This is a genomic window from Streptomyces sp. ISL-66 (genome assembly GCF_018614135.1).
GTDB lineage: Bacteria > Actinomycetota > Actinomycetes > Streptomycetales > Streptomycetaceae > Streptomyces.
Genome location: NZ_JAGGOW010000162.1, coordinates 17,335 through 42,497, shown reverse-complemented (window position 1 = coordinate 42,497; position 25,163 = coordinate 17,335). Strand labels below are relative to the sequence as shown.

At 68.5% G+C, this 25,163-nt stretch carries 17 protein-coding genes and 8 pseudogenes; 16 read left to right on the top strand and 9 right to left on the bottom strand.

Annotated elements, in window-relative coordinates; all coding sequences use genetic code 11:
- Positions 1–29: 29 nt before the first annotated feature.
- The 4 genes from J7E97_RS29295 to J7E97_RS29280 all read left to right on the top strand — a co-directional run bounded on the left by J7E97_RS29295 (position 30) and on the right by J7E97_RS29280 (position 2,735).
- Positions 30–449: a peptidoglycan-binding protein gene (locus J7E97_RS29295; protein WP_215033575.1), complete on the top strand. Its 420-nt coding sequence runs from the start codon at positions 30–32 to the stop codon at positions 447–449.
- 64 nt (positions 450–513) lie between these two features.
- Complete coding sequence (locus J7E97_RS29290; protein WP_215033572.1) at positions 514–1,845, top strand: peptidoglycan-binding protein; 1,332 nt, start codon at positions 514–516, stop codon at positions 1,843–1,845.
- Between the two features lie 45 nt (positions 1,846–1,890).
- Complete coding sequence (locus J7E97_RS29285; RefSeq protein ID WP_215033569.1) at positions 1,891–2,295, top strand: peptidoglycan-binding protein; 405 nt, start codon at positions 1,891–1,893, stop codon at positions 2,293–2,295.
- Between the two features lie 44 nt (positions 2,296–2,339).
- Entirely contained in the window at positions 2,340–2,735 is a 396-nt protein-coding gene (locus tag J7E97_RS29280) for a peptidoglycan-binding protein (RefSeq protein ID WP_215033566.1), read from the top strand.
- 382 nt (positions 2,736–3,117) lie between these two features.
- On the opposite strand, the gene J7E97_RS36345 is transcribed toward J7E97_RS29280, so the two are convergent.
- Both J7E97_RS36345 and J7E97_RS29270 read right to left on the bottom strand, forming a co-directional pair.
- Entirely contained in the window at positions 3,118–3,414 is a 297-nt protein-coding gene (locus J7E97_RS36345; protein WP_251055336.1) for a hypothetical protein, read from the bottom strand.
- A gap of 691 nt (positions 3,415–4,105) precedes the next feature.
- Positions 4,106–4,393 carry a hypothetical protein gene (locus tag J7E97_RS29270; protein WP_215033563.1) on the bottom strand — a complete coding sequence of 96 codons (288 nt, stop codon included), beginning with the start codon at positions 4,391–4,393 and terminating at the stop codon, positions 4,106–4,108.
- A gap of 96 nt (positions 4,394–4,489) precedes the next feature.
- Here J7E97_RS29270 and J7E97_RS29265 point away from each other — a divergent pair.
- Together J7E97_RS29265 and J7E97_RS36340 are read left to right on the top strand one after the other, a co-directional pair.
- Positions 4,490–5,748 (top strand): annotated as a pseudogene (locus tag J7E97_RS29265) (IS256 family transposase).
- 48 nt (positions 5,749–5,796) lie between these two features.
- Positions 5,797–5,963, top strand: a pseudogene (locus J7E97_RS36340) (transposase); the annotation flags it as partial.
- 63 nt (positions 5,964–6,026) lie between these two features.
- On the opposite strand, the gene J7E97_RS29260 reads toward J7E97_RS36340, so the two are convergent.
- Positions 6,027–7,007, bottom strand: coding sequence for a methylglyoxal synthase (locus tag J7E97_RS29260; protein ID WP_215033560.1), 981 nt, complete (start codon positions 7,005–7,007; stop codon positions 6,027–6,029).
- Positions 7,008–7,432: 425 nt separating this feature from the next.
- On the opposite strand from J7E97_RS29260, the gene J7E97_RS29255 reads away from it, so the two are divergent.
- From J7E97_RS29255 to J7E97_RS29240, 4 genes and pseudogenes are all read left to right on the top strand, one after another.
- Positions 7,433–7,597 (top strand): hypothetical protein, encoded by a 165-nt coding sequence (locus J7E97_RS29255; RefSeq protein WP_215033557.1) that lies wholly within the window; start codon positions 7,433–7,435, stop codon positions 7,595–7,597.
- Positions 7,598–8,608: 1,011 nt separating this feature from the next.
- The gene (locus J7E97_RS29250) at positions 8,609–9,604 is read left to right on the top strand and encodes a terpene synthase family protein (RefSeq protein WP_215033553.1); all 996 of its coding nucleotides are present in this window, start codon (positions 8,609–8,611) and stop codon (positions 9,602–9,604) included.
- A 345-nt stretch (positions 9,605–9,949) separates the two neighbouring features.
- Positions 9,950–10,837, top strand: a complete 888-nt coding sequence (locus J7E97_RS29245; RefSeq protein WP_215033550.1) for a hypothetical protein — start codon at positions 9,950–9,952, stop codon at positions 10,835–10,837.
- Between the two features lie 450 nt (positions 10,838–11,287).
- Positions 11,288–11,908: pseudogene (locus J7E97_RS29240) on the top strand (helicase associated domain-containing protein); the annotation flags it as partial.
- A gap of 125 nt (positions 11,909–12,033) precedes the next feature.
- On the opposite strand, the gene J7E97_RS29235 reads toward J7E97_RS29240, so the two are convergent.
- Together J7E97_RS29235 and J7E97_RS36335 are read right to left on the bottom strand one after the other, a co-directional pair.
- Entirely contained in the window at positions 12,034–12,579 is a 546-nt protein-coding gene (locus tag J7E97_RS29235; protein WP_215033544.1) for a hypothetical protein, read from the bottom strand.
- A gap of 136 nt (positions 12,580–12,715) precedes the next feature.
- Complete coding sequence (locus tag J7E97_RS36335; protein WP_251055335.1) at positions 12,716–13,441, bottom strand: hypothetical protein; 726 nt, start codon at positions 13,439–13,441, stop codon at positions 12,716–12,718.
- A 143-nt stretch (positions 13,442–13,584) separates the two neighbouring features.
- Between J7E97_RS36335 and J7E97_RS29225 the strand changes: the two genes are divergently transcribed.
- From J7E97_RS29225 to J7E97_RS29205, 5 genes and pseudogenes are all read left to right on the top strand, one after another.
- Positions 13,585–13,719, top strand: a complete 135-nt coding sequence (locus tag J7E97_RS29225) for a barstar family protein (protein WP_374224273.1) — start codon at positions 13,585–13,587, stop codon at positions 13,717–13,719.
- Between the two features lie 12 nt (positions 13,720–13,731).
- Positions 13,732–15,194: pseudogene (locus tag J7E97_RS29220) on the top strand (Helicase associated domain protein); the annotation flags it as partial.
- Positions 15,195–16,183: 989 nt separating this feature from the next.
- On the top strand, positions 16,184–16,381 hold the full coding sequence (locus J7E97_RS29215; protein WP_215033542.1) for a hypothetical protein: 198 nt from the start codon (positions 16,184–16,186) through the stop codon (positions 16,379–16,381).
- A 258-nt stretch (positions 16,382–16,639) separates the two neighbouring features.
- Positions 16,640–16,896: pseudogene (locus J7E97_RS29210) on the top strand (leucine zipper domain-containing protein); the annotation flags it as partial.
- 147 nt (positions 16,897–17,043) lie between these two features.
- The gene (locus tag J7E97_RS29205; protein WP_215033539.1) at positions 17,044–17,337 is read left to right on the top strand and encodes a chaplin; all 294 of its coding nucleotides are present in this window, start codon (positions 17,044–17,046) and stop codon (positions 17,335–17,337) included.
- 833 nt (positions 17,338–18,170) lie between these two features.
- Here the strand turns inward: J7E97_RS29205 and istB are convergent.
- Together istB and J7E97_RS29195 are read right to left on the bottom strand one after the other, a co-directional pair.
- Positions 18,171–18,958 (bottom strand): annotated as a pseudogene (istB, locus tag J7E97_RS29200) (IS21-like element helper ATPase IstB).
- Positions 18,958–20,316 (bottom strand): annotated as a pseudogene (locus J7E97_RS29195) (IS21 family transposase). Before J7E97_RS29195 ends, istB begins: the two co-directional pseudogenes overlap by 1 nt.
- A 563-nt stretch (positions 20,317–20,879) precedes the next feature.
- Between J7E97_RS29195 and J7E97_RS29190 the strand changes: the two are divergent.
- On the top strand, positions 20,880–22,370 hold the full coding sequence (locus J7E97_RS29190; protein WP_215033586.1) for a dienelactone hydrolase family protein: 1,491 nt from the start codon (positions 20,880–20,882) through the stop codon (positions 22,368–22,370).
- Between the two features lie 207 nt (positions 22,371–22,577).
- Here J7E97_RS29190 and J7E97_RS36330 read toward each other — a convergent pair whose 3' ends face one another.
- A complete protein-coding gene (locus J7E97_RS36330; protein WP_251055334.1) occupies positions 22,578–22,814 on the bottom strand; it encodes a hypothetical protein in 237 nt (78 codons plus the stop codon).
- 400 nt (positions 22,815–23,214) lie between these two features.
- Positions 23,215–24,753: pseudogene (locus tag J7E97_RS37125) on the bottom strand (Mu transposase C-terminal domain-containing protein); the annotation flags it as partial.
- Positions 24,754–25,163: the final 410 nt, after the last annotated feature.

Below are 25,163 nucleotides of genomic sequence, written 5' to 3'. Positions count from 1 at the left end.
AGTCGGACTTAACACCCACTCATATCCACATGTCTTTCAAGAACCGCGCCGCCAAGAACCGCCCCGCCAGGGGTCTCACCGCCCTGGCGCTCGCCGCGGCCGCCGTCGGCTCCCTGCTGGTGTCGGCCTCCGCGGCCCACGCTGACGACTCCTACTACGCCGACTGCCTGTCGAGCGTCGGTTCGCGCACCTCTCCGAACGGCTACTGGACGATCCCCGCGCGGAACTTCTCCCAGGGCTCGTCCGGGGTGTGTGTGAAGTCGCTCCAGAGCAGACTCTCGTCGATCGGCATCGACGAGGCCGACTGGAGCGACGACTTCGTCGACGGACAGTTCGGCCCGATCACCGACCGCTACGTGCGTAGGTTCCAGCTGAGCGCGAGGCTGCAGGTCGACGGCATCGTCGGCCCCATGACCTGGGAGGCGCTGGTCGCCTCGACCAGGGGCTGAGAGCGCCGGAACCCGACCGCACGTTCCCCTCGACACCCCATCCAATGAAAGGGGTTCGGCAGTCATGCCCGAAACCACCCAACGGCCCGGGCCTGCGGCAGCCGCCACAGGCGCCGCATCCGGGCGCGGGTCCATCCACCTCATAGCGTTCACCCTCGCGTTCCTCACCCTGCTGACAGGCCTGATGCTCGGCCCGGCACAGACGGCGCATGCCGCGGACGTCCCCCTGCTCCAACGCGGCCTCGCGGGTCTCAGCTACCTGCCGATGAGCGGAGTGGACGGCGTCGCCGGTCCCCAAACGGCCGACTCCGTACGGCACTTCCAGCACGACAACGGCCTGGAAGTGGACGGCCAGGCGGGCCCCCTCACCATGGCCGCGCTCCTGGCCAAGGTCAAGAAGGTCCAGTCGGCGGCGAACACCGGCGCCGACGGGGACTACGGTCCCGCCACCCTCACCGCCGTACGGAACTACCAGACCGCCCACCACCTCGACGTGGACGGCATCGCCGGCCCGCAGACCATGGGCGCGATGAACATCGACCGCATCGTCTCCAGCGGTCAGGGCACCAGCCCGGACACCCGTCTCCTCCAGCGGAACCTCGCCGGCCTCGGCTACCTGCCCCTGAGCGGCGTCGACGGCGCCTACGGCCCGATCACCAAGAACGCCGTCCTGTCCTTCCAGAGCGACAACGACATAGAGGTGGACGGCATCGCGGGCCCGCAGACCAACGGCACTCTCGCCGCCAAGGTCAAGCAGGTCCAGTCGGCCGCGAACACCGGCGCCGACGGGGACTACGGCCCCGCCACCCTCACCGCCGTACGGAACTACCAGACCGCCCACCACCTCGACGTGGACGGCATCGCCGGCCCCCAGACCATGGCCGCGATGGGCATCACCCGCGAGATCGGCACCACCACCCCGGGCGGACAGCCCAGCGGCGGCACCCCCAGTCTCCCCCCGCTGTCGGGCAGCGTCCGCGAGAAGACCGTCCAGGCCGCACAGCACGAACTCGACCGGGGCGTGCACGAGTGGGGCAACAACTGCAACCCCTACGGCCCCTGCGAGGCGTGGTGCGCCCACTTCGCCAGCTGGACCTGGCAGCAGGCCGGGATCAAATACCACACCGCCTTCACCGGCGACTTCTACTACTACGGCCGTGACCACGGAACGCTCAGGACCGACGTCCGCAACTCCAACCCGCAGCCCGGCGACGTGGTCCTCTTCGGCACCGGCCCGGGGAGCACCAGCACGAGCACCCACGTCGGCGTCGTCGAACGCAACAACGGCGACGGCACCGTGACGACCATCGAGGGCAACTACCAGGACCGCGTCGCGCGCGTCCAGCGCCCCCTCGACGGCCGGATCTACGCGGTCGTCGCCCCGGCCGGCTCCTGACGTGCCGAGCACCGCTCTCCCCGAAGACACGAAAGGGCTCCACCCATGACGAAGACCCGCGCCACCGTGACGAGAACACTCGGAGCGCTCGCCGCGGCAGTGGCCATGTCGACCGTGCTCGCCGCCACCCCGGCCCACGCCGGACCCAACGACAACCGCCTGTACCAGTGCATAGAGGAGGTGGGCAGCAGCGACGGGGAATACACGCCCAACGTGGTGCTCGCCACCGGCTCGACCGGCATCTGCGTGGAGGAGCTGCAGTCGGACCTGCTGGCCCTCGGGGCCGTCCGTCAGCAGGACATCCCCGGCTTCGTCGACGGGGACTTCGGCCCCAAGACGTACGCGGCGGTCGTCACCTTCCAGCGCAGGGCGTCCGTAGCAGGCGGAGCCGACGGCATCGTCGGCCCCAACACCTGGAAGCGCCTCGTGAACGCGGCGTACTTCGATTGAGCACCCCGAGCGAGGGACGAGGCACAGTGAAGACGACAACCCGCATGCGCAGGTCTGCCGGCCGTACGGCTGCGGTCGCGGCCATGCTGCTCGCGGGGGTAGCCGCGGCCGTCCCCAGCGCGTCCGCGCAGGACGATCTGGGGACCTGCATGGCCCAGGAGGGCGTCCGGTATTCGTCGTGGAACGGCTGGGCGGTTCCTGACGTGATGTTGCGGCAGGGGTCCACCGGAGTCTGCGTCAGGGCCCTGCAGGAAGCCCTCATCACCGTGGGCTACGTGCACTCCTGGGACGTGGCCGGGTTCGTCGACGGCGACTTCGGTCCAAAGACCCTGGACGCGGTCCTGCGATGGCAGGCGTCGTACCCGACCGCCACGGGCGGGGCCGACGGCGTCGTCGGCGACAGGACCTGGGGCTACCTGCTGGCGAGCGCCCAGGGCTGAGGCCGGGCCCCCACCTGCCTGCGCCCGGCCCGGGGCGGCGCGGCAGGCTGGTGGGGGCCGGGGGCGCGAGCATCGCGCGGGCCCGGTGCCGGCGAAATGGCGCCGGGCCACAGTGCAGTTCACACCTCGGAGCCGGAGGGCCTCTCCACCTTCCGGGTGACGTTCACGCCCCCGCTCGCCAGGTAAGGGCCCGTCATGGCTGTTGTCGTCAAAGGTCCCTCGTGCAGCTGAAGCACTTGGAGGCCGACCCGGCGATGGCAAGGGGAGACGGCGGAGGCCGCCGCCGCTGCCACGGCCGGCCCGGGTCCCGGTCACTCCGCGGGGTGCTGTGAGGTCTACGGAGCCCGGTATGACGCCTCCAACTCGGGGACCATGAACGGGCTCATCGTGGGCCCGAGTGGTCCGTGGCGCACGTGACGCGATACGGCGGGGACACCAGCGCGAGGTGCTCGCCGACCTGCCGGGACACGTCCGGGCGCAGCGGTACGGTCCGGCCGACCGCGCGCAGCCGGCCGGCCGCGTCATAGCGGCCGAGGACGAGCAGTCCGGGACGGGTCAGGGTGCCGGTGACGGCGCCGATGATCGCCTCGGTGGTGTCCCGTCTCCGGATCTTGGTCCTTCTCTGCACCGACAGCGAGATCGAGGCCGTCATCGAAGCGCCGGCCGAAGACCTCATCACGTTCCGACAAGTCCTCACCCAGGTGCTCGGCTACGGACGTGCGGACGCCGTACCTACGCGTGCAGGCATCTGACCGGCCTCTCCTTGAGGCTCGGAAGCGCCCTGCCCAACGGGCCGGAGATGATGCAGTTGACACCCCAGGATCTCGCGGTTGGCCGGCCGCGCAGCCACACGGACCTCTACCACCCGCCCGCGCTTTCTATCTGTATCGCCAGCCACACGAACGGTACCGCTACCAGAACAATCAGCACCAGACAGCACGGTACCGGGGACGGCCCCTTGAGTGGCTCGGCTGCTACCTGCGGGGCCACTCGGCGCACGTCGTCGGCGTTATACCGCACCTTGCTGGCGTACCCCGTAGTGGTCGGCCAGCTCTCCGTTGCTATACCCACCCCATGGGCCACCGCATTCACATACACCGAGTGAGTACGGACGCCCGGCCACAAGTAGCTCACCTCGCGAGCCGTCAGCATGTCCTTCTCTTCGTGCGCCATATTCCGCCCTTCCCCCCGACAGCCGGTGACACGACATCATGAACTGTCCCATAACCAGGTGCAGTTCGTCTCTCCACCGCTTCCTCGGAGTTCCGACGCGGCGATCCGCTTCCGGGGCCCCGAACGCCTGGCGCGAGCGGGTTGGCCCTCGTCATCGAGAACGGGCGGTCAGGGTCTGACCGACGCCCCACCCCGAATCACGGCGCCGGGGCGTGAGCACCGTTAGTGCAGTCAACAAGCCACCCGCGATATCCCGTGAGATAGCGGCTGGTCAGGGACTTGATGACGATCCCCTCTACCCCGGACACATCGGTCCAGGACTGGAGCCAGTCCCGGGCCTTGGCCAGGTCCGTCGTCATCGGGCACAGCGTCCACGGGGCCGTAAGGGCGCGGGTGGTGAACAGTTCTTCCAGGAGTGCGCGCCGCTGCGCGTACGGGCGCGTCAGCAGCTCCTGACCGTCCAGCTGCAAGACGTCGAACGCCACGAATCCGAATGTGAGACAGAGCCAGACGTTCGGCGTAACTCCCGATCATGGAAGATGCATCGATGACCAGGAACAACGTGACCGAGGCCGAGACCGTTGAGCCGGTCTGAGGCGGCGCCGTCGAAGTCTGTGGACGACCGGCTGATTGATGAGCTGGTGGGCCGGGCTCAGGCTGAGGGCCTGCAGCTGACAGGCGAGGGCGGACTGCTCCACCAGCTCACCAAGCGGCTCCTGGAGTCCGCCCTCGAGAGCGAGATCACCGACCACCTCGGCTATGACAAGCACGATCCGGCCGGGAAGAACGCCGGCAACTCACGGAACGGCACCCGTGCCAAGACCGTACTGACAGACGTCGGCCCGGTCGAGATAGCCGTGCCCCGAGACCGTGACGGCTCGTTCGAACCGAAGATTGTCCGCAAGCGGCAGAAGCGCCTGTCCGGCGTGGACGAGATGGTCATCTCACTCTCCGCGAAGGGCCTGACCACTGGCGAGGTCCAGGCCCACCTGGCCGAGGTCTATGGCGCCGAAGTGTCCCGCCAGACGATCTCCACGATCACCGACAAGGTCCACGAGGTCATGGCCGAATGGCAGAACCGGCCACTTGACGCCGTCTACCCGGTCGTCTTCATCGACGCCATTCACGTGAAGATCCGCGACGGCGCGGTTGCCAACAGGCCCATCTACGTGGCCCTTGCGTCACGACCGAGGGGCGGCGGGACATCTTGGGCTTGTGGGCCGGCGACGGCGGCGAGGGCGCCAAGCACTGGATGCACATCCTCACCGAGATCAAGAACCGCGGCGTGAACGACGTCCTCATGCTCGTCTGCGACGGACTCAAGGGCCTGCCCGACGCGGTCGAGACCGTCTGGCCCCGCACCACCGTCCAGACCTGCGTGGTCCACCTGCTGCGGAACTCCTTCCGCTATGCCGCCCGCCAGGACTGGGACAAGATCGCGAAGGTACTCAAGCCCATCTACACCGCGGCGACCGAGGAAGCCGCGCTCGAGCGGTTCGCCGAGTTGGCCGCCGCCTGGGGCAAGAAGTACCCGGCGATCGTGCGGCTCTCGGAGAACGCCTGGGAGGAGTTCACGCCGTTCCTCCGCTTCGACACCGAGATCCGCCGCACCGTCTGCACCACGAACGCGATCGAGTCCGTGAACGCCAGGATCCGGCGGGCGGTCAAGGCCCGTAGGCACTTCCCCAATGAGCAGGCCGCCCTGAAATGCGTCTACATGGCCATCATGTCGCTCGATCCCACCGGCAAGGGCCAGGCCCGCTGGACCATGCGCTGGAAGACAGCCTTGAACGCCTTCAACATCACCTTCGACGGCCGTCTCTCCGCAGCCCGTCAGTAACTCCAAACACCTGAGTTACACCGCTCGTTTGACAGACCCCAACCCGGCATCCGGCGGGAAGCGTTCGCGGTGGCGTCACGCTTTCGGGACGATTTCTTCGACTGCCTGACCAGTCGCGGGGACACGCTGTTCGAGCTGACCGATGCGTCGGGCCGGTGACCACACCGGTGGACCTCACGCTGACGGCTGAGCAGCGACGCGGACACGGCGCGATGCAGTAGGGCCATTGACGCAGGCACGCACCACGCCCCACCACAGTGCCCCTGCTGGCGGCGTCGTCAGGCCCGCACTGCCACGGTGTCGGCCGGGCCGCCCTGGGCAGGCAGCACACCGCAGCTGCCGGTGAGGTGGGGTGAGTCGACGAGCCAGTCCGCGGTGGCTGCGTTCAGCGCGACGGGAATGTTGGCGAGGGTGGCCAGGCGTGTCAGGGCACGGATGTCATCGCCGTGCGGGTGGGAGGAGAGGGGGTCGGTGAAGAAGATCAGAAGGTCGATCTCTCCCTGGGTGACGAGGGCGCCGATCTGCTGATCGCCGCCGAGCGGCCCGCTGCGCAGCGCGGTGACGTCCAGGCCGATCTGGCGGGTGATGAGGGTGCCGGTGGTGCCGGTGCCGTAGAGGCGGTGGGGTTGGAGGGCGTCCGCGCGCCGGCGGGCCCAGGCCATCAGGTCGGCCTTGCGGGTGTCGTGGGCGACCAGGGCGATCCCGCGGGGCCCGGGGGTGGTGGGGATGTCGGTGGTGAGCCAGGTTGGGTCGGCCAGCGGGTAGAGGTGCAAGGCAGCCCGGCGTAGTTCCTGGCGGCTGATGCGGCCGTCGCCGTCGGCGTCCACCGCCGTGAAGGCCAGGGCGGCGGTGTCCTCGGACAGTCCCGTCGCGCCGAAGATCCGCCCGTACTCGGCGGCGTCGATGTGGCCGTCGCCGTCGCGGTCCAATGCGTCGGCGAGCGAGTCGACGGCGCGCAGGGTCGAGTCACGGAAGTGGGGGTCGGTGTCGAACGCGCCGCGGGCGGTCGCAGCGATGAACTCCTGCTCGCTGATCCGCCCGCCGCGGTCGGTGTCGGATACAGCCGCGAGCTGGGTCCACAACTCCAGATAGGCGTCGTAGAGGGCAGCGCGGCGCATGGTGTCACCGGGTGCCGTGAGTTGCTCGGCCAGGCGCCCCGCGTAGGCGATCAGATCCTCCCGGCCGAGCTGGCCGTCACCGTCGAGGTCGTACATGCGGAACATCGCCGTGATCCGGGGCAGCCACTGCTCATCGGTCATCTGGGGTCGTCCTCCCACTCCACGGCCCCATCCGGGTGAGGGGCCGTTGCTTCCAACGACCGGCCAGCAGAGGAGAAACGGCGGTAAGCGGTCTGCGCCCAGCAGACGACGAGCGTTCGCGTCGGCACGCTTCGGTGGCGGTCGGGCCCGGGTCGACCTTGAGGCGGAACCGGGCTATCGGCAGCGTGGTTGAGACGCGCTGAGCAACTGCCCAGCCGGGTAGAGCCGAAGATCCCGTGCCGCTCCAGTATGTCGCGCAGCGCCATCACCTCCCGCCGGATCGGCCCTACGTACGGACGAGCGCCTTGCTCCGACAAGCACAGCGGGCCAGACCGGAACGTTGCGGTTTGGAGGGTGGTAGGAAGCATGGATCTGCCAGGATTCGGCTGCACGCTTGACCAGTAACGCCTACCGGAGGAGAGCGTATGCTCGCGACCGAGCACTACCCCGAATTCCTTGACCGGCCTGACGGCAACTACCGGCACCCCACCAACCCCTCGAAAATGCTCTCGGTTGTAGGCCATGAGTACGTCTACGAGCAAGATCGCCCTGAGGGGATGCAGTTCGACGAAGACGGCGGCGAGATCTAGTCACGACCCACTCCGGCCTGATCCGGTGCAGGATCAGGCCGGGCCTCCGCCAAGGGCCGAAGCCCGGCAGCGACCTGCTGCTTCGTCTCGCCCTCCGCACAACCCAGCACGATCCGGCACCGCTGCGCCAATATCGAGTCCCCGGCCGTCGGCGCAGCGCGCGAATGTGCTGCTGGCCATCGGCCGCGAAGCAGAGGCCGACGCGGAGCAGCAGGCTGGGCGTGCCTCCTAGCCTCTGGGGGAGTCGGCCCAGGCTTTCGCCTGGGTGACCTCACCTTCACCGGCCCCGACAGTCCGCCGCGTGCTTGAACGCCGGGCTGACCAGGCGTCGTTGAATGATCGAGTCAAGAGCCGGGTCCAGTCGGTGAGTAGACCCGTCAGCAGCCGGCGATGGTACCGAAGAGGGTCGAGTCGTCAACCGGCGCGTGGAGTCCCAGGCGGAGGCGGGACGTAGTGAACCCTCAAGCATGACGATGAGCCCCGGGTTGGTAGTGGCTTGGGCAGCTCGGGCGCCTGCTGGTTCGCGGTCGTCGCGGCGGGTTCTGCCGCAAACCTCGACGCGCTCGTATTCATCGTATCGAGTGGAGGCCAGAAAGTTGCGGCGCCCGCGCGCGGTCACCAGCGGTTGAATGCGTCAACGGAGCCCCGAAGGCTCCGCGCTGTTCCGCCTCGTCTCCTGATGCTTCAGTCCGCTCGCCCGTTGATCCAGATAGAGACGTTCCCCAGTCCTTGTCCAGATCAGCTGGTCTGACCATGGTGTGGAAAAGGTCCCGAGCGGGCCGGCTGGCTGGTCCAAAGGATGGTCCCCCCGTGGCACGCGTACTCACGCTCGATGACCTGAGCTCCCCTGCCGTCCGCGACAGCTTCCCCATTCCCGCCGTACGCGGGCTTACCGTGCCGCGGGCAAGCCGGGAGGTTCCCGAGATCGTCTGCCCGTTCCCGCAAGTCGGGATCCACCCCGAGGCGGAGCGACTCAAAAGGGACAACTTTCAATGGATTGTGGAGACGGGGATGGCGCCTCCCTACCCGGGCGTGTCGGAGGAGGATGTTCTGGGGCGGCTGCGGCGGCAGCGCATGCCGGACCTTCACGCCCGCATGTGGTGCGACGCTCCGAAATACGAGTACCTGGCACTGGCCGACAAGCTCCTGACGTTCTTCTGGATCCTCGACGACTTCATGGACGAACCCCGCGGCGATGAATACCGCGCGCAACAGGTCGAGTACGTCCAGGCGTTCCGGCCGATCCTGTGGGCAGGGATCCCCGGCCCCTGCCGGGACCCGTGGGGCGCCCGCACCCTGAACACGTTCGCCGAACTGTGGGCCCAGGTGCGGGCCATTTCCCCCCTCGACCAGCTGAAGCGCCATGCGAGCGTCATCGACAACTGGCTGAACGTCTCCCTCGACGACAGCGGGGCGGTGCGGCATCAGCGCCGGATCCCCACCACGGCGCACATCCTCGGCAAATTCATCCAGGTCCACGGCATGGACATGTTCATCCCCTGGAACGAGATCGCACTGAACGCTTTCCTGCCCGAAGAGATTTACGGGCACCCGTCCGTGGCGGACACCCATGTGCGCTTCATGAACACCGTCTGCTGGTACAACGACATCTTCGGCTTCAACCGCGACATGGCATCGGGTGAGGTGTACAACCTGATCGCGGCCATGATGGCCCACGAAGGCAAGAGCTCCGTGGAAGCCGTCACCTTCCTCGTGGACCGCATCAATGCCGACATGACGGCGCTGGACTACATGGCGCAGTCCGCGGGCAAGGACGGCGTCGCGGACGACCGGCTGGAGAGGTACACGGCCGGCATCAAGAAGGTCGTGCGGGCCATGCTCGAATGGCACGTGACGTCAGGAAAGTACGACTGGCAGGAAGTCTTCACCCCCGGCACGCCCGCGCCAGCCTCCCCCTCCTGTCCCGGACAGAGACGCCTTCCATCCGGCCCCACCGGCCTGGGCACCTCCGCCTCCCGCCTGACATCCCACCTCGCCACCCGGTAGCCCCCAGCATCAGCCCGACCGCCCTCGCTGGGCCCGACCGCGCTGGCTGGGCGGCACACGTTCGTGGCCGGACAGCCCCGAAGCCTTCTTCGACCTCGCTGACGCGATCATCACTGGCCGCAGCCTCATCCGGCGAGCCTGGACAACCCGCCGCTGGGACCACCGGCCGAGGCGATGCCCGTTAGGGCCCCGCCCTCCGGACGCGGGTACGGAACGCCGACCGCGTTGGTGATCTAAACCTGGGCACACTCGACGGGGCTGCTGGATCCCATCCATGAGGAGGCATCGGACGGCAAGTGGAGCCAGGCCAAGTACGCGGCGGCGCAGTTCCCGTTGTTCGCCGCGATGGCCTATCCCGACGCGGACGCACGGAAGCTGGACCTGCTGTCGGACTGGTGCGTGCTGCTCTGGTTCGTGGACGACCTGTTCCAGAGCGCCTACCTCGCCTGCACAGATCCTCAGGAGCTCAACGACCGGATCGACCGGCTGATGATGTTCATGCCCGTTGACCCCGTCGTCATGCCGGTGCCCGAGCATCCGGCCGAACACGCCGTAGCTGATCTGTGGCTGCGTACCGCCGGAGCCATGAGCCGGGAATGGCGGCTGCGCTACACACGCCACTTCCGACGCTTCCTGGAAGGCAGCCGCTGGGCGCAGGAAGCCACCGGCGAGGACCGTTTCCCAGACCCGGTCGACTACATCCAGCTGCGCCGCGACTTCGGCGCCACACCCGCCACCGTCTTCCTGCTGGAACACGCCACAGGCACCGAGATCCCCCGACCAATCCTGGAGTCCCGTCCCTTCCAAGCAATCATCGACGCTGTTTGCGACGCAGCCGGCCTGCAGAACGACGTCATCTCCTACAACAAGGAACGGGCGCAAGGCGAGGCCGACTCCAACGGCGTCAGGATCTTCCAGCGGACGATGGACTGCAACCTGCAGAAGGCCGTGGACGCCGTCGACCGGGTACTCACCTCCCGGGTGCACACCCTGCAGGCCGCAGCTGATATCGACCTGCCGCGGACCCTTGAAGAACTCGGCACCGACCCCCACGCCCGCGAGGCCCTGTCGGGATACGTCTCCGCGCTCCAGTCACTGCTGGCCGGTATGTACGCCTGGCCCTATCACACCGCCCGCTACGGCTTGCAGCCCGCCGCCACCGAACTCCGCGTGCCGACCAGGCCGACCGGCTTGGGCACATCGGCCGCTCACCTGGCGGCCAACGCCAGGTAATCGAGTGCTGACCTGGGTGTTCCAACGGCGAGACGCTCCACCTCTCCTGTATCGGAGGCCTCTGCAGAGGTTCGCTCTGAAAGCTGTTGGTCCATCTGCACTGGTCATCAGGTCGGGTCGCAGAGCGCCCGCCGTCCTGATCACCGGACCGTGAGTGCCAACCCTCCACCGAACAGAGCTGCGCCCCGAGCTACCAGGGGGTGAGACGACGTACTACGTCGCTTCCGCGGACACATGCCTGACCGCGGCCGAAGCTCGGGAGCAGTCCCTGCCCATCCTGTTCTGAAGCCGTTTCCTCCCCGACGGCGAGGAAGCCATCGGTCGCCCCGAGCGAGAGCGGCGGGCCGGACGCGAGGTCCGGTGCTCTTTTCCGTACCCCGTCCTTCGGGTCCCGGAGGGCCAGGAGTCCTGCAGTTTGCTCGCGGGGCGGTCCGCCCTCGGGACGCCTCAAAGAACGCGCGGGTCGCCGTACGGAAGGGGCTGGAGATCGAGCAGCGGCGGGCCGAAGGCCTGCCCGTGGAGTCGTCCGCCGGTGCGATGACGCGCAAGCGGCGCGAGCAGCTCGAGGTCATCGACCCCTCCTGGTGCCCGAACTGGCCGGTGACGTGGCAGCGGTGCTTCCACCTCGTCCACCAGCACCTGGACGCTGGCCAGACACTTCCCACCGTGGTGGGCGAAGCCGTGCGCCAGGGCGGGGATCTGGGCCGGTGGGTGACCTCGGTCCGGCACGGATGGGACCAGCTCACCCCGGTACAGCAGTGGATGTGCGAACAGATCCTCGGCATCACCCCCGCGACCGAGGCCGAGAAGCCGAAGGCGCGCACCAGCCAGGCCGACAAGTGGGCCATGCACTACGCCGCCGCCCAGCACTTCTACGCCCGAGAGGGCCACCTCACGGTCCCCCGCAAGCACATCGAGACCATCCCCACCGGCGGCGACGGCGACGGCCAGGCGCAGCAGGACGTGGCGCTGAAGCTCGGGATGTGGATCGACAACCAGCGCCGGCGCGGCGCCGCGCTGGCACCGGAGCGAGTGGAGCAGCTGTCCAGGGTCGGGATGAGGTGGGCCTAGCTGGCCGGCGCCGGGTTCCGCCAGATTGGATACGGGTGGGGCTGGACAGCACGTGCTGTCCAGCCCCACCCATGTGACCTGCCTCAGTCGTACGACCCCAGCTGAACTGCCCGAGCTGGTCTGGTCTACCCCTGTGCTTCGGCTTCCTCGAGCTGCGAGTCCGGCGTGGCGCCGATCTGGCTGATGAAGAGGCCCGGCATCAGTGCCCCTTCCGGGCCGGTCATGAGGGAGACCAGCTGGTCCTTCTCCTCCGGCGTTCCGTGATCGTCGTGCTTGATCTGCTGAAGGCGGTCACGTGTCGCTACGAACACACGGGCGAAGACGTCTTCAAAGAGGGCTGGCCCCTGGCCGTCGTCGTGCTCATTGGCTACACGAGCTGTTGGGCGCCCGCGGTAGACGAAGCAGAGAGCCTCGGCCCGCTTGGTTGGCATGGCCCTGCCGTCTTTCGTGTGGGTCATGCCCGACTCGTTCGGCAGATTCGCCTCCACCCAGGCCAGCGTCTCCTCCTTGGAGAACGCTTCGCGCAAGATCCGGTCGACACCGGCCTGATCATGGACGGCTGACGACGACCAGGCCGACATCACACATTCAAGTTCAATAGCGCGACTGGGACTCGACGAAGCGGCGCAGGCCGCCATGACCAAGACGGCCTGCATGCTGCGCTCCGCCATGTAGGCAACGCTCGCCCGCCCCAGGCTGACCGGTTGTGCCGGGCCGGTGGACTCTGTCGGCCGACTTGAGCAGAGGCATGACCCTTTCGGGGCTGAGCTCGATGGTGGTAGACGGCCGGGCGCTGATCGAGGCTCGTCAGTCGTTGGCCGCCGAGGATGCGAGTGCGCCACAGGCGAGCACGGTGGTCGCCGTGGCGTCGAGGAAGAGCATGAACGTCCAGGACCGGTCTTCGGTAGTGATCTCGCCGATGCGGATCGGCTCGTCTGCCGCGCGCTGGAGGATGTCGACGGTTTCGTCGAGGGCGAGCGTCTGCTGGCCGCGTAGCCGGGCGCGTCTCAATCGACTGCGGTATGTGTATCCCAGTCGACGTGCCGGGACCAGTCCCTCCGAGACCGCGAAGCGGCCCCCGGCCAGGAGGGCCGTCCGGGCCGGTCGGCATGCGGTGGTGTCCTTGTCCAGGAGAGCCGATAGCTCGTCACGTGTCATGCCGGCCCCCGAGTGGTCTGCACGAGCCGCCGGGTCGGTTCTGGTCGGTGCCCTGGCGACCACGTCGAGTTGTGTGCGGGCAAAGTGCCAGACCTGCTCGAAGGTGTCTTCGGAGATCTCGGATACTCCTTCGGCTTCCCCCCAGCTGCCGAAGTTGTGCTCCGCGAGGATGCCGTACTGGCGCTCGTACGCCGACGGTTCCTCGAGGTCGGCTTGATCCCTGAGCCGAAGGACCTCGGTCAGGGTCGCCGCCGCCACCGGCTGGTGGTCAGAGCCTCGAAGGCAGGCCTGGCGTCGAGCCCACCCCTTGTCGTCGAGTTCGAAGTACGACCAGAGGCCGTACTCGGTTTCGTGAATCCGGATCCACCGCGTCATAGCCTTATGATCGCCCGCCCGTTATCCGTCTCCGGCGTCGCGGTGGTGATGCGCAGAACCCCGCATGTCCGGCGACCCGTGCGAGGTCCTGCCTGAACAGCACGGGTTCGAAACGGATGGGCAGGCGGCAAGCGGGATAGAGGCTGCGGGCGCAGGCAGGTCAAGACGCTCCGGACTTCTGGCGGGTCGCCGGCGAGAGCATCGGCTGCGGCGGCTGCTTCGGCCGGAACTTCGATGCCTTCGCCGACTGCCTGCGCGGCGGTGATGAGGGTCTTTGAATTTCCCCACCCGTGCTTGGGGAGGGTGTCGACGTCACCGGCGAACACGGCGTCGAAGCCATCTGCTTCGCCGACACCCGCAGCTCCCAAGTCGAAATCGTCCAGAACATCGGCCGAGCCCTCCGCCCCAACCCCGACGGCACCACCAAGATCGCCCGCATCATCGTGCCCGTCTTCCTCGAGCGGGGTGAGGGCCTCGAGGACATGGTCGCCAGCGCTTCTTTTGCGCCCCTTGTAGCCGTCCTCCAAGGCCTGCGCTCGCACGATGAACGCCTCACTGAGCAGCTCGCCTCTCGCGCCCTCGCCCACAGCCAGCACGAACGACAGATCCACATCCGACGCGACGAGGACGGCCGGATCTTCGAAGCCAGTGCCGGCGCCAGCGGTGAGAGTGACGGCGAGGACCAGGAGCCGGACGACACCCAGGCCGCCGCCCAATCCGCGCTCCTGCACTTCTCCAGCCCGCGCGACGCGGCGACCATCGCGGGGTTCCTTCGGACCCGGGTCTACCGGCCGGAGTCGCTGGTATGGCTGGAGGGCTACCAAGCCCTCATCCGCTGGCGGACAGAGAACGAGATCACCGGTTGTACGCCGTCCCCTACGACACCGGGACCGAAGTCGGCGTCACCAAGGCCTTCCCCCTCGGACGGTGGGTGCACCAACAGCGGAAGACGCTGCGGGCCGGAGAGCTGGAAGAACGGCCCAAGACCCTGCTCGACGCCCCAGAAGCCGGGATGGTCTGGGAGCCCGGCGAAGAAGCATGGGAGAACAAAGTCGCCTCGCTCCGCTCCTACCGGCGAGCCACCGGACACCTCGCACCCCGCCAGGACGCACTGTGGGGCGACGGCGAGGCCATGGTGCCCATCGGGCAGCACATGGCCAACCTCCGGCGCGTGGGCGAGAAGAACGGGTTGGGCAAGGACCCGGAGCGGGCGCAGGAACGCGCGAAGCAACTGAACGCGATCGACAACGACTGGAACTGCCCATGGCCGCTGGACTGGCAGCGGCACCACCGAGTGCTCGCCGACCTGGCCGACGCCGACGGCAGCCTGCCCGACATCCAGCCAGGAGTGCTCTTCGAAGGCGACGACCTCGGCAAGTGGCTCCAGCGACAGAAACACCCCGGCACCTGGGCACAACTCTCCACCGAGCAACAGGACCGGCTTACCGCACTGGGCGTACAACCCGCCCAGACGCCGTCTCCCGCCCCGGCGGCCCCCCGTACGACGACGGACCCGACCAAAGCGCAGCAGGCGTTCCAACGTGGCCTGACAGCCCTCGCGCAGTGGATGGAACGGGAAGGCGCCGACCGGCCGGTACCACGCAGCCACACCGAGACGATCACCCTCGACAGCGACACCGAGCTGGTCGTGAAGCTCGGCGTCTGGGTATCCAACACCAAAACCCGGCGGGACAGGCTCGCCGCCGATCAGTTCGCTGCGCTCGCCAAACTCGGCATCGACTGGGCACAGTAGAAGGCTGGAAGTGCGAAGTGCCGCCCCCACGACAGTGAGGGTCACGGGAAATCACTGACACGAAACCGAGATCGCAGCCACTGAATAACCCACCTATAGACAGCCCCGAACACCCGATGGGTCGGCGCGGTGGAATCCGGTGCCCAGCGGGCGGCGGCGGTTGGTGCTCACCGGCCTGATTCTCCGCTCTGCCCGGCGGCCATCCGGTGGCGGTCTTTGCGGAACTGGTTCTGCTCTCGCTCGTTGAAGGGACGGGATGCACACCGCCCCGGGAGGGTCCTTCGGTTCCCCCGGCCTTCCCGGGGCGGCCCCGGGTCCTGACACCTGACACGTTCTGCCCCCGCCTGCCCGGTCCAGGGGGTGATGTCGCCGCGTACGGCGGTGTCAGCGTCAGGACCACCCGCCCCGCACCCCGGTAGCGTCACAAGAAGGTCACCCGGTACATCTCCCGAACGGGGCTGGCATTCGCGGTAGGCCCTGGTCCGGCACTTCGGCGAGCGGCTCGTGGACCCGAGCACCCAAGCTCGCGCCCTCCGGCCAGGGCGGGGTGAACAAACCTTCAGACCGGCGCGTCATTCAAGGTTTGTTCACACCCCCTGAACAAGCTTTCACGCGACGGGCCGGACGAAGGTCTGTTCAAGACGAAGCCCGACCGCGCCGCCATGATCGAAGAGATGGGAAGACGCCTGCGTGAGCAGTGACCAGCCGCTGACGCCGGCGCCTTGCCGCCCGGCAGCACAGGGGGTGGGCGGGCACCGGCCTCGCTGATGGCCTCGAAGACCGGACGAACTCTGCCGAACCTCCAGTCCGGAAGACCGGACGGGTCTGCCGGACCTCCAGTCCTGGGATCCCCGCGACGACATGCCGCGCTCACAACGGCGGGCTCGGCCATTTTGGCTTGAGATTGCCCGTGTCCGGGCAGCCGGCGAGACACCGAGGCGGCTCCTCCCTTCGAGGGTGTTCCTTCCCCGCTCGAAAAGGTGCGATCTGTGCGTTCTCTCGTCACCATCCTCGCCGCCGGCATCGTCGTCCTCGGCGGTGCGTCCGCCGCCAGCGCCGACGTGAATGTCAACTACCAGCCTCAAGACTCGTACACGTTCGTCTTCGGCGACCGGACCCAGATCGCCGGCAGCGACCTGGTCAACGCGGGCCACGACAACACAGTCGGCTTGAAGTTCGGCTCGTAGTACTGACAGTGGCACCCCGCAATGCCCCTTGCCGGACGGCAAGGGGCATTGCGCTTTGTGCTGCTTCCCGGGTCCTGAAGAACCAGTGACGGAGCCGGCGCAGGGGGCCTCGGCTCCGGGGCCCCGGAACAGGCCATGCGGTGTGGCCTGTCGACAACCTGGCGGTGATGCGGTTTGTGTTCTGTCCAGGGAGGTTGTGGACGGGTGATGCAGGTCTCGGCTGGGGGATCTTGAACGGGTGAGGGCCTTCCGGGTTCGGTGTGGAGTGCGACATCTCCACCGACCAGAAAGGCCCTCGCGGCACACCGTAACGCCCCCCGACCGAGACCGGACGCCTGCGCCCGGCCCGCCGCATGGTCGAGGAAGGCCGGCCGCTTCGCCGGGCCGTCGAACGCTTCCAGGTCTCACCCAACACCGGCGAACGGTGGACCGCCGGCTACCGCAGCCTCGGCGAGGCAGGCATGAACGACCGGTCCCCCCGCCCGCACCACAGCCCCCGCCCGACCGCGACCCGCCCCGCCCCGCCCCGCCAACAGGACTGGAGAGGCGGCCTGAGGTCACCGGTCCGGCCCAACGGCCGTAACCGGCTGCTCGCTCGTGCCGTTGGAGGGGAAGCACGTGCCGCACTCCCTGCGGCAAGTCCACTTCTCTAGGAGATTTTAATGTCGCGTATCGCAAGGGCCGTAGCGGTTACCGCCTCGGCCGCTGCCGTCCTCGTCGGCGGCGCTGGTATGGCGGCCGCGGACGCCACGGCCGAGGGCGCTGCCATCGGCTCCCCCGGCGTCCTGTCCGGCAACGTCGTCCAGGTGCCCATCCACATCCCGATCAACGTCTGCGGCAACACCGTCAACGTCGTCGGTTTCCTCAACCCGGCCTTCGGCAACACCTGCATCAACAACGGCGGCGGCGGCGGCAAGGACTACCACCACAAGGGCGACCACCACGGCGAGTACTGAGCACCACCGGCTCCTGACCTGCGAGCAGCCACAGTGCCGGAGCCAACAGAGCACATCCTCTGAACCAGCCGCAGGGCACACGCCCTGAGCGCTCCGGCCTCCCCCACCTCCTGGGGAGGCCGGAGTGCCAGCCGAGCCGAGTTCACCGGTCGGGCGATGGTCGAGATCATCGGCTTCGTTCACACCGGTTCCAACGATCCTTCCGCCATCCGGGGCATGTGAAGCAGCGTCCGTGAATCGCGGGCGAGCAGCAGAACGAAACGAACTGCAAGCCGAACCGTTTGCGTCACGTATGTCTGCACGCCGCCGCACGCACACCGGGTTTCGCCGCTGGACCTGCCCCGATGATCGACATCGGTGCAAGGCTCAAGATTCTTTGCCGGCCAGGATCCTGTCGGCAAGGTAGTGCGGACACGTCCTGGCATGCCAGGTGACGGTCAGATGTCCCTCGTGGGTGGCGAGGGTGCGCGCCGCCTTCCCTGCGGGGCGCACCTTGCAGTACGAGCAGGTGACTGTCTGCGGCCGAAGTACATCCACCGGGCCGCCCCTTCCTCCTTGCCGGCACCCCGCAGGCTCATGACCACGTCTATCAAACTTTGCACGTGATCCGGATCCATACCCGCCGGTACGGCCCAGGAATCGCAGGCAGGCCGCCCGCCGGGAAGATCCTTTGGCGCGCCATCAACCGGTACCGCCTACTCCCTGAAGCAACGGGATAGGACTGTCAATGGCCTGTCGATCTTCCCCGCGGGCGGTCAGACAAATGACGCACTGGCGGCCGATAAGTCCTCCCCAACGGCGGCCAGATACTTTCCCCGCTGTTGGTGGGTGGGTCAGCGCAAGGGGATCACCCCCTGACCGCTGGTAGCTTGGTTGAGCCGGAAGGAATCACCCTGGGTGACCACGACGTGAGCGTGGAGCAAGAGCCGGTCGACGGTCGCGGTGGCGAGGGTCTTGGTCATGATCTCGTCGAAGCCGGACGGGTGGAGGTTGCTCGAGACGGCGAGTGCGCGTCGCTCGTAGGCGGCGCCGACCAGGCGGTAGAAGCCTTCGGCGGCGTCCGGGGAGACGGGCAGGAGACCGATGTCGTCGACGATGATCAGGTCGGTGCGGATCAAGCGGGCCATGGCCCGGGCGAGCGAGTCGTCCGCGCGGTGGCGGCGGACGAGGGCGCCGAGGTCTTCGATGGTGAACCGGGCGACCGTCATGCCGGCCTCGATCGCGGCCTGGCCGAGCGCCTCGGTGAAGTGGCTCTTGCCCCTGCCCGAGGGCCCGCAGATGCAGAGATTCTCCTTGCGGGTCACCCACTCGAGCATCTTTAGGGAGTCCTGGGTCGGCCTCGGGATCGAGGACGCGGTCTCGTCCCAGTCACCGAGAGTCTTCCCGGCCGGGAACCCGGCCCGCTTGCGGCGAGTACGGAGGTTGGCCGCGTCACGGCCGGCGGCTTCCTCGGCCAGCAGGACACGGACAACCTCGGCCGGGTCCAGCGTTGGGCCTTCGCGGTGGGAATCAGGTCGGTCAACGCCCGACGCATGTGCGGGAGTTTCAGCCGCTTGGTCAGCTCGATGGCCTCGGCCAGCGGGTTCCCGTGGGTGCCGGTAACACGGATCGGGGTGGCCATCAGAGGTCGTCTCCTTCGTCGGTGATGCCGAACTTGGACCAGGCGGAAGTACCCGGCTGCAGGCTGTGTTCCTCGGAAGCCCTGGTGGGCTCGATGGTCTCCAGGCCGGCTTGGTAGGTGAGTATGCGGATCAGGTCGTTCTCCGCGAACCGCCCGGCGACCGCCGCCGCCCCGAGCGCCCGGTCGACCTCGGCGGCCGAGTGCAGTTTGGCCAGCGCGACGGCCTCGGCCATCTTCGGCTTGACCCTCCGGGCGCCTGCGGCCCCGGCCTCGACCAGCCAAGACGCGGCCCCGGGACCGATCGCGAGGAAGGCCGCTTCCTCGGCGGAGTTCGCACGCGGAGTGCGGTCGGCCTCCTTGTCCTCCCGTGGCGGGTAATGCTCGGCGACGATCACCGGGTTGCCCGGAGTGGACCGCGGATGCCGGGCGACCTCGGCCGGACCGGCCTCGCCGACGGTGGTGACGATGAGCTCGTCTCCGTGGAACCGGGCCCAGACCCGAGTGTCGATCAGCGGGTGCGGGACCGAGTAACGCACTCCCTCGACGGAGATCGTGGCGTCCCAGCAGACCCGGCGGGTGGCGCCGAACGCAACGGTGAACGGCTCCTTCGGCAGCGGATGAAGGCGGGCCTGTTCCTCGACGAGCATGTCGGCCGGCTTGCGGCGGGTCTCGCGGTGGACGCGGTCGTTGACCTCGTCGCTGAACTGCCGGCAGGCCGCCTCGAGCTGGACGAAGGTCTGGTACTGCTCGAGGAGGTTGGTGTTGGTGGGCACCAGGTCGGCCTTCGCGATCCGGACGGTGACCTCCGATCCGCCCTTCGTCTCGGGGTCGGCCGGCAGACAGGTACGGATCGTCATGCCGTAGTGCCGCCCGACTTCGACGATCTCCGGGTTGCGGACCGCGATGTTCGCGACGTGTGTCGTGGTGACCGTCTTCTCGTTGTCGGTCAGCACATAGGTCGGGACCCGCCGAAATGCCGCAACTGGTCTCCATGCAGGCCCCGATCGTCGGCAGCGTCTTGTCGAACACCGGGATCACCACCCGGAAACGGGACCAGGCCACCCACGCGCACCGGTCCGTTCCCCGCCGGTGAAGCCCATCGCGGTGATCCGACGGTGGACGATGTCCGCGCGCATCTTCCCGCGGGACTGCACCACCAGTTCCTCGATCTTCGCCAGGTACTCGTCGATCGGCCGGGCACGGTGCTGCCGGGCCACCGGACCTTCACCGGCCTCGCGCATCCGCACATACCGGGCCACCGTGTGGTGGTCGCATCCGGCCAGCTCGGCCGCCCCGCGGTAACTCCCCGTGAGGTCGTAAGCCTCAAGGATTTCCATGATCTCCCTGCTGTTCTTCACACCAGCCAGCCTCGCCGACCGGTTATCCGTCCAGGTGCGGGGAGGTATCTGGCCATACGTGGGGAAGATCGTGGCCATGAGTGGGCCGATAAATGGCCGCCTACGGGGAGTACCTACTGGCCGCTATCACGGTAGGCGATGGATGTCCTCTGACATCGAAGTTGGACCGTTTGCCGCTGAAGTTGGACTGATCAGGCAGTCGTGGCGAGTCGTTCCTTGAGGGAGTACGCAGCACGCCCCAGCCGCGTGACCGAATCGCCGACACCGCGTGCAGCCGGAGCCGTCGGGTACAAGGAGCGCACATCCCGCGCTCCCCGGCGTGGACTGCGGCCACGGTGCACGCGAGCACGCGAAGCACATGAATCCACCGTCTGATGGCACCGTGCCTAGGTACGACCGCAGGAGGAGCCCCGCTACCTTCCGCGGTCACAAAGCGGCCTTCACCTCGCGTGCTCGATTGCGACTCCGGTTGCACAGGCAAGATGCCTGGATGCGACTCTGGTCGCACAGGGGACATGCCTCAGATTGCGACTCCGGTCGCATCCGATCGCGACCGGAGACTGATGTGGCATCGGGTGCCCCGCGCCGAGGATGGCCGGGTGACCGAGATCATCGCGGGGCTGTACATGTCCCCTCTGGAATTTCTTGCCTTGCTGGGTGGCGTCGCACTGGTGGTAGCGCGCTGGCTTCCCCCCGCTGTCCGCCCACGCGTCACGATCGCGGCGGGGGCGGTTCTCGTACCGTCCGCGATCGTGCTGAGTGTGGTGGGGATCCGCTGGCAGATGCTGCCGGTGCTGGCAGGCGCTGCCGTCGCGTTGCCGTTCGCCTTCTCTCCCCTGCTGCGACGCCGTTCCGGCCGGCCGGCGTGGCGGGCCCGATGGTGGCTGGCGTTGCCGGGCTCGGTGGCCTGCGTCGGCCTGATTGCCACGGGTCCGGTGGCCGCATGGGCCTTTCCTGTACCCGTGTTCCCCGAGCCGTCCGGCCGTTTCGCGGTCGGCACCGGCGTGGTGCAATGGACCGACCCACGCCGCCCCGAGAGTTTCACCGCCGATCCGCACGACCGGCGGACGGTCGTGGTCCAGTTCTGGTATCCCGCGCAAAAGAGCCCCGCAGGCGCGCAGCCGGCCCAGTACCTCGGACGCACGGAGCACGAGGCTCGCACCGTTTCCGATGCCCTCGCCCGCCAAGTCGGCTTGCCTGGCTTCCTGGTCGACGGCGTCCCGCGTGCCCACACCCATTCGGTCTTCAACGCCCCGGTGGCCGGCGGGGGCGAACGGTTCCCGGTCGTGCTGTTCTCTCCCGGGTCGGGCGGAGTGCGTACCCAAAACACCGCCTGGGCGGAGGAACTGGCCAGCCACGGCTATGTGGTCGCCGCCCTCGACCACCCCTACGACTCCGCCGCCGTCGTCCTCGCCGACGGCCGAACGATCCACACCGAGATCGCCTCCACCGGAGACCGGGACAAGGACGACAGTCTGGCGGTTGACTGGACGGCGGTTCGGGCCGCCGACCTCAGCTTCGCCCTCACCCAGCTGGACCATCTGGACCGGGGTGCAATGACCGGCCCGCTGACCGGACGCCTGGACACCAGTCGGGTCGCGGTCACCGGCCATTCCATGGGTGGCGCCGCCGCTCTGCAGGCAGCCCGGCAGGACCACCGGTTCGACGCCGTCATCGATCTGGACGGCTACCCCCACGGCCCCACCTCCCCGTCCCTCCACCAGCCGACACTCGCGCTCACCCAGGCCATCACCCCCGGAACCGACCCGCACTACATACCCCGCCTCACCGAGGCCCTCAAGCTCAGCACCGCGACGAGCTACCGGCTCACCATCCCCGGCGCCGCACACCTCACCTTCATGGACGGCCCCCTGTACCTGCCGCCTATGCCCTCGATCGTCGGCTCCCTGGGCCGAACCGAGAGCCCCCACGTCGTCGCAGCAACCACTCTCGCCTTCTTGGACACCACCCTGCGGCACAAACCCGGTGACCTGGCCCGCGTTCTGTCTGCCTACGGCGACCTCAGCGTCTACGACCCGGACAACAGCCGCTGATCAGCTGGGCCACGCGGCCGAGGCATCCGCAACGCCATCCTGGGCTGGTCCCGGGCCGACCCGATCCCCGCCCCGGCTGCGACTGCTGAGGCTGAACCGAAGCCACCGGGGCGAAGGTCCCCGGCGAGCGCACATACCCAGGGAGGGGCATGACCCAGATACGCCCAGAAACCCGCCACGGGATGATCTTGGAGCCCGGATGACTCGCTACGGGGTGTCGCCCGCGAGGGCGCTGACCCGGTTCGCGTACTCGCGGCGGGCCTTGCGCTGGGCCGGGACCGCCGTGCTCCCCGGGGTGCCGTCGAGGGGCTGGCAGCGGGCGAGGAGCTGGCGGTGGACTGCGGGCACGGCAGTGACGCGCAGCGTGTAGCCCTGGCCCAGCGCGGTCTGCTCGGCGGGCTCAAGGTCGGCGGTGCGGAGGAAGTCGGCGACCTTGCCCGGCATGTCGAGGACGACCGGCAGTTCCGGGGCCAGGGTTCCCGGGTCGGCGGCTGTGTACTCGGGCAGGAGGTCGGCGACGGCGGCGCGGATGGCGCCGCGGCTGATGTCGTGGTCGCGGGCGAGGGCGGCGATGGACCGGCCTTCCAGGTACGCGGTGCGTACGGCGTCGGTCTTCGCGGCGGGGACGGCGGGTCGGCGCCCGCCCTTGTTGCCCTTGGCCTCGGTGGCCCGCAGCCCGTCGTAGGTCAGTTCTTCGTCGACACGATGGAAGCACCGGGCAGATCAACGTACTGATAGGTCGGCGCGGTCACCGGACACCACCGCCAGGCCTCTGGTCTCTCACACCCGGGAGAACACCGTCTTCCCGTTCACCGGAGGACGGCTCGTCGTCGGACGCGGGCCGGGGCGGCGGCCGGGTACGTGCTGCGAGGGAGGGCGGGGTCCGCCAGTGAGACGGAGGCGCGGCTGGCGGGACGAGGTCCGGCAACGCGAGCTCCGCCAGGTCCCCGCGGTCCCCGGCCGCCAGTTCCAGACCCGCCTCCACCTCGGTGACCGACCCCAGGCGCTTCGGCTGCTCGGCCCGCGTGACCGCCGCGTAGCGCTCTCGGCGGCGTCGGCTCGCCGCCGTCAGAGCGCGCGTCAGGCGTCCGCGGCCCGGGTTCGGCGCAGCGCGGCGCGCTGCTCCGGGGTGGCCGCGTCCGCCAGATGGGCCGGTCCCAGGTAGGCGTCCGTGACCCCGTCGAAGACCTCGATCTCGTGGTCGTGGTGCGGAACATGACGTACGCGTACTCGTAGCCCGGCACCGGCCAGTCCGGTCATCCAGTCGCCGACGTAGTAGCGACTGCGCCAGCGCACCCCGCTGGTGGTGAGCGCACGTATGCGGCCGTCGCCCTCCAGCGTGAACGCTCACAGTAGGGCGGGATCGGCTTCCTGGAGCCGTGTCGGGTCGCTCTGCCATGCGGCCAGCGGCGTCCGGCCGTCCAGCGCCTGCGAGGTGTGCTCGGTGTTCCACCAGGCCACCCAGTCCAGCAGGATCTCGACGAACGCGGTGAACGACAGCGGCCGGGTCGTGTCCTTGGACCGGTCCGGGGACGCGGCGTGTCCGTGGGCTGGTGGGCGTAGCGGGGCAGTGAGGCGAACAGCATGCGCTGCGCGCACCGGTTGAGGTTCTCCACCGTGCCCTTCAGGTGCGGCTGGTAGGCCGCCACCGGGTAGACCGGGACGGCGAACGTCGCGAGGGCTGAGGTGACGGTGCGGGAGAGGAAGTCCTGCCCGCGGTCGATCCGTACCAGCGCGGCAGGCCGCCGATCGGCCCGTACGGGCCGTCGCCATCCCGGGACAGAGCGATCCTGAGCGCGGCCAGGATCGCGTCCCGGGACGGCTGGTGCGGGGTGACCGCGGCTCCGGTGATCGCGTTCGTGGTGCAGTCGATGAACCAGGTCACCCACGGGAAGACCAACTCGCCGTCCAGGTCGACCTCGACCGGGACGTGCTTGTGGTCGCCGTCCCAGCACGCGTTGCGCCACGTCTGGGGCCGGCGCAGGTGGACATCGCTCCGTCGCCTCGCCCGTTCCCCGCCCGACAGCGCCGCCCTCTGCCCCGGATTCAGATCCCTTCGGACCGTCCGGTGCAAGGTCGCCAACGACGGCACACCCGCCAACCGGCGCGCAGCATCCGTCTCTGTACCCGCTGCGGCGTCCGCCTCGGCCAGCAACTCCCGCTGCACCGCCGCCGCGTTCCCGCACCACCGCGCCAGACGCGCATGAACCTCCGGCGTGATCGTGAACCGCGCCCGCTCCCGTGCCCCCGTACGGCCCTCCTCCCGGGCTGTGGCCAGCCACCGCCACACCGTCCGCAACGACACCCCTGCCCCGGCCGCCACCAGCCGGGCATGGTCCGTACGGAGCTCACCCCGCGCCTCCAGCACCAGCAGCCGCGACACCGCCTGCCGACGCGCCAACACCGGCGGCACCACCGGTCCAAGACCATGATCTTCCGGCATGCGGCTCCCGCGCATACCGCCTCCCGCCTACCCGGCCATCCTGTACGACCGTGTCTGTCAGCGGTCTCCCCCTATGAAGCCCCGATCCGCAGCCCGGTGACACCGCAATCCGCATTCCCCGGACACCAGGCGACCTCATTGGGTAAAGCCCCCGGGCGACGAACCCCGCCGCTGCCGAGCTCGACCGCCGGCTCCCAGCCCGGCCAGCAGTCTAGGAATCTGCACCAGGCTGTCCAGCAAAATCGTCACAACTTGTCACCGCTAAATCCGCGGCAACCTGGCACCACCAGAACCGTTCAAGCCCGTCACCAGTGCAAATGACACACCGCGGTCAGTGACACATCCCCGCT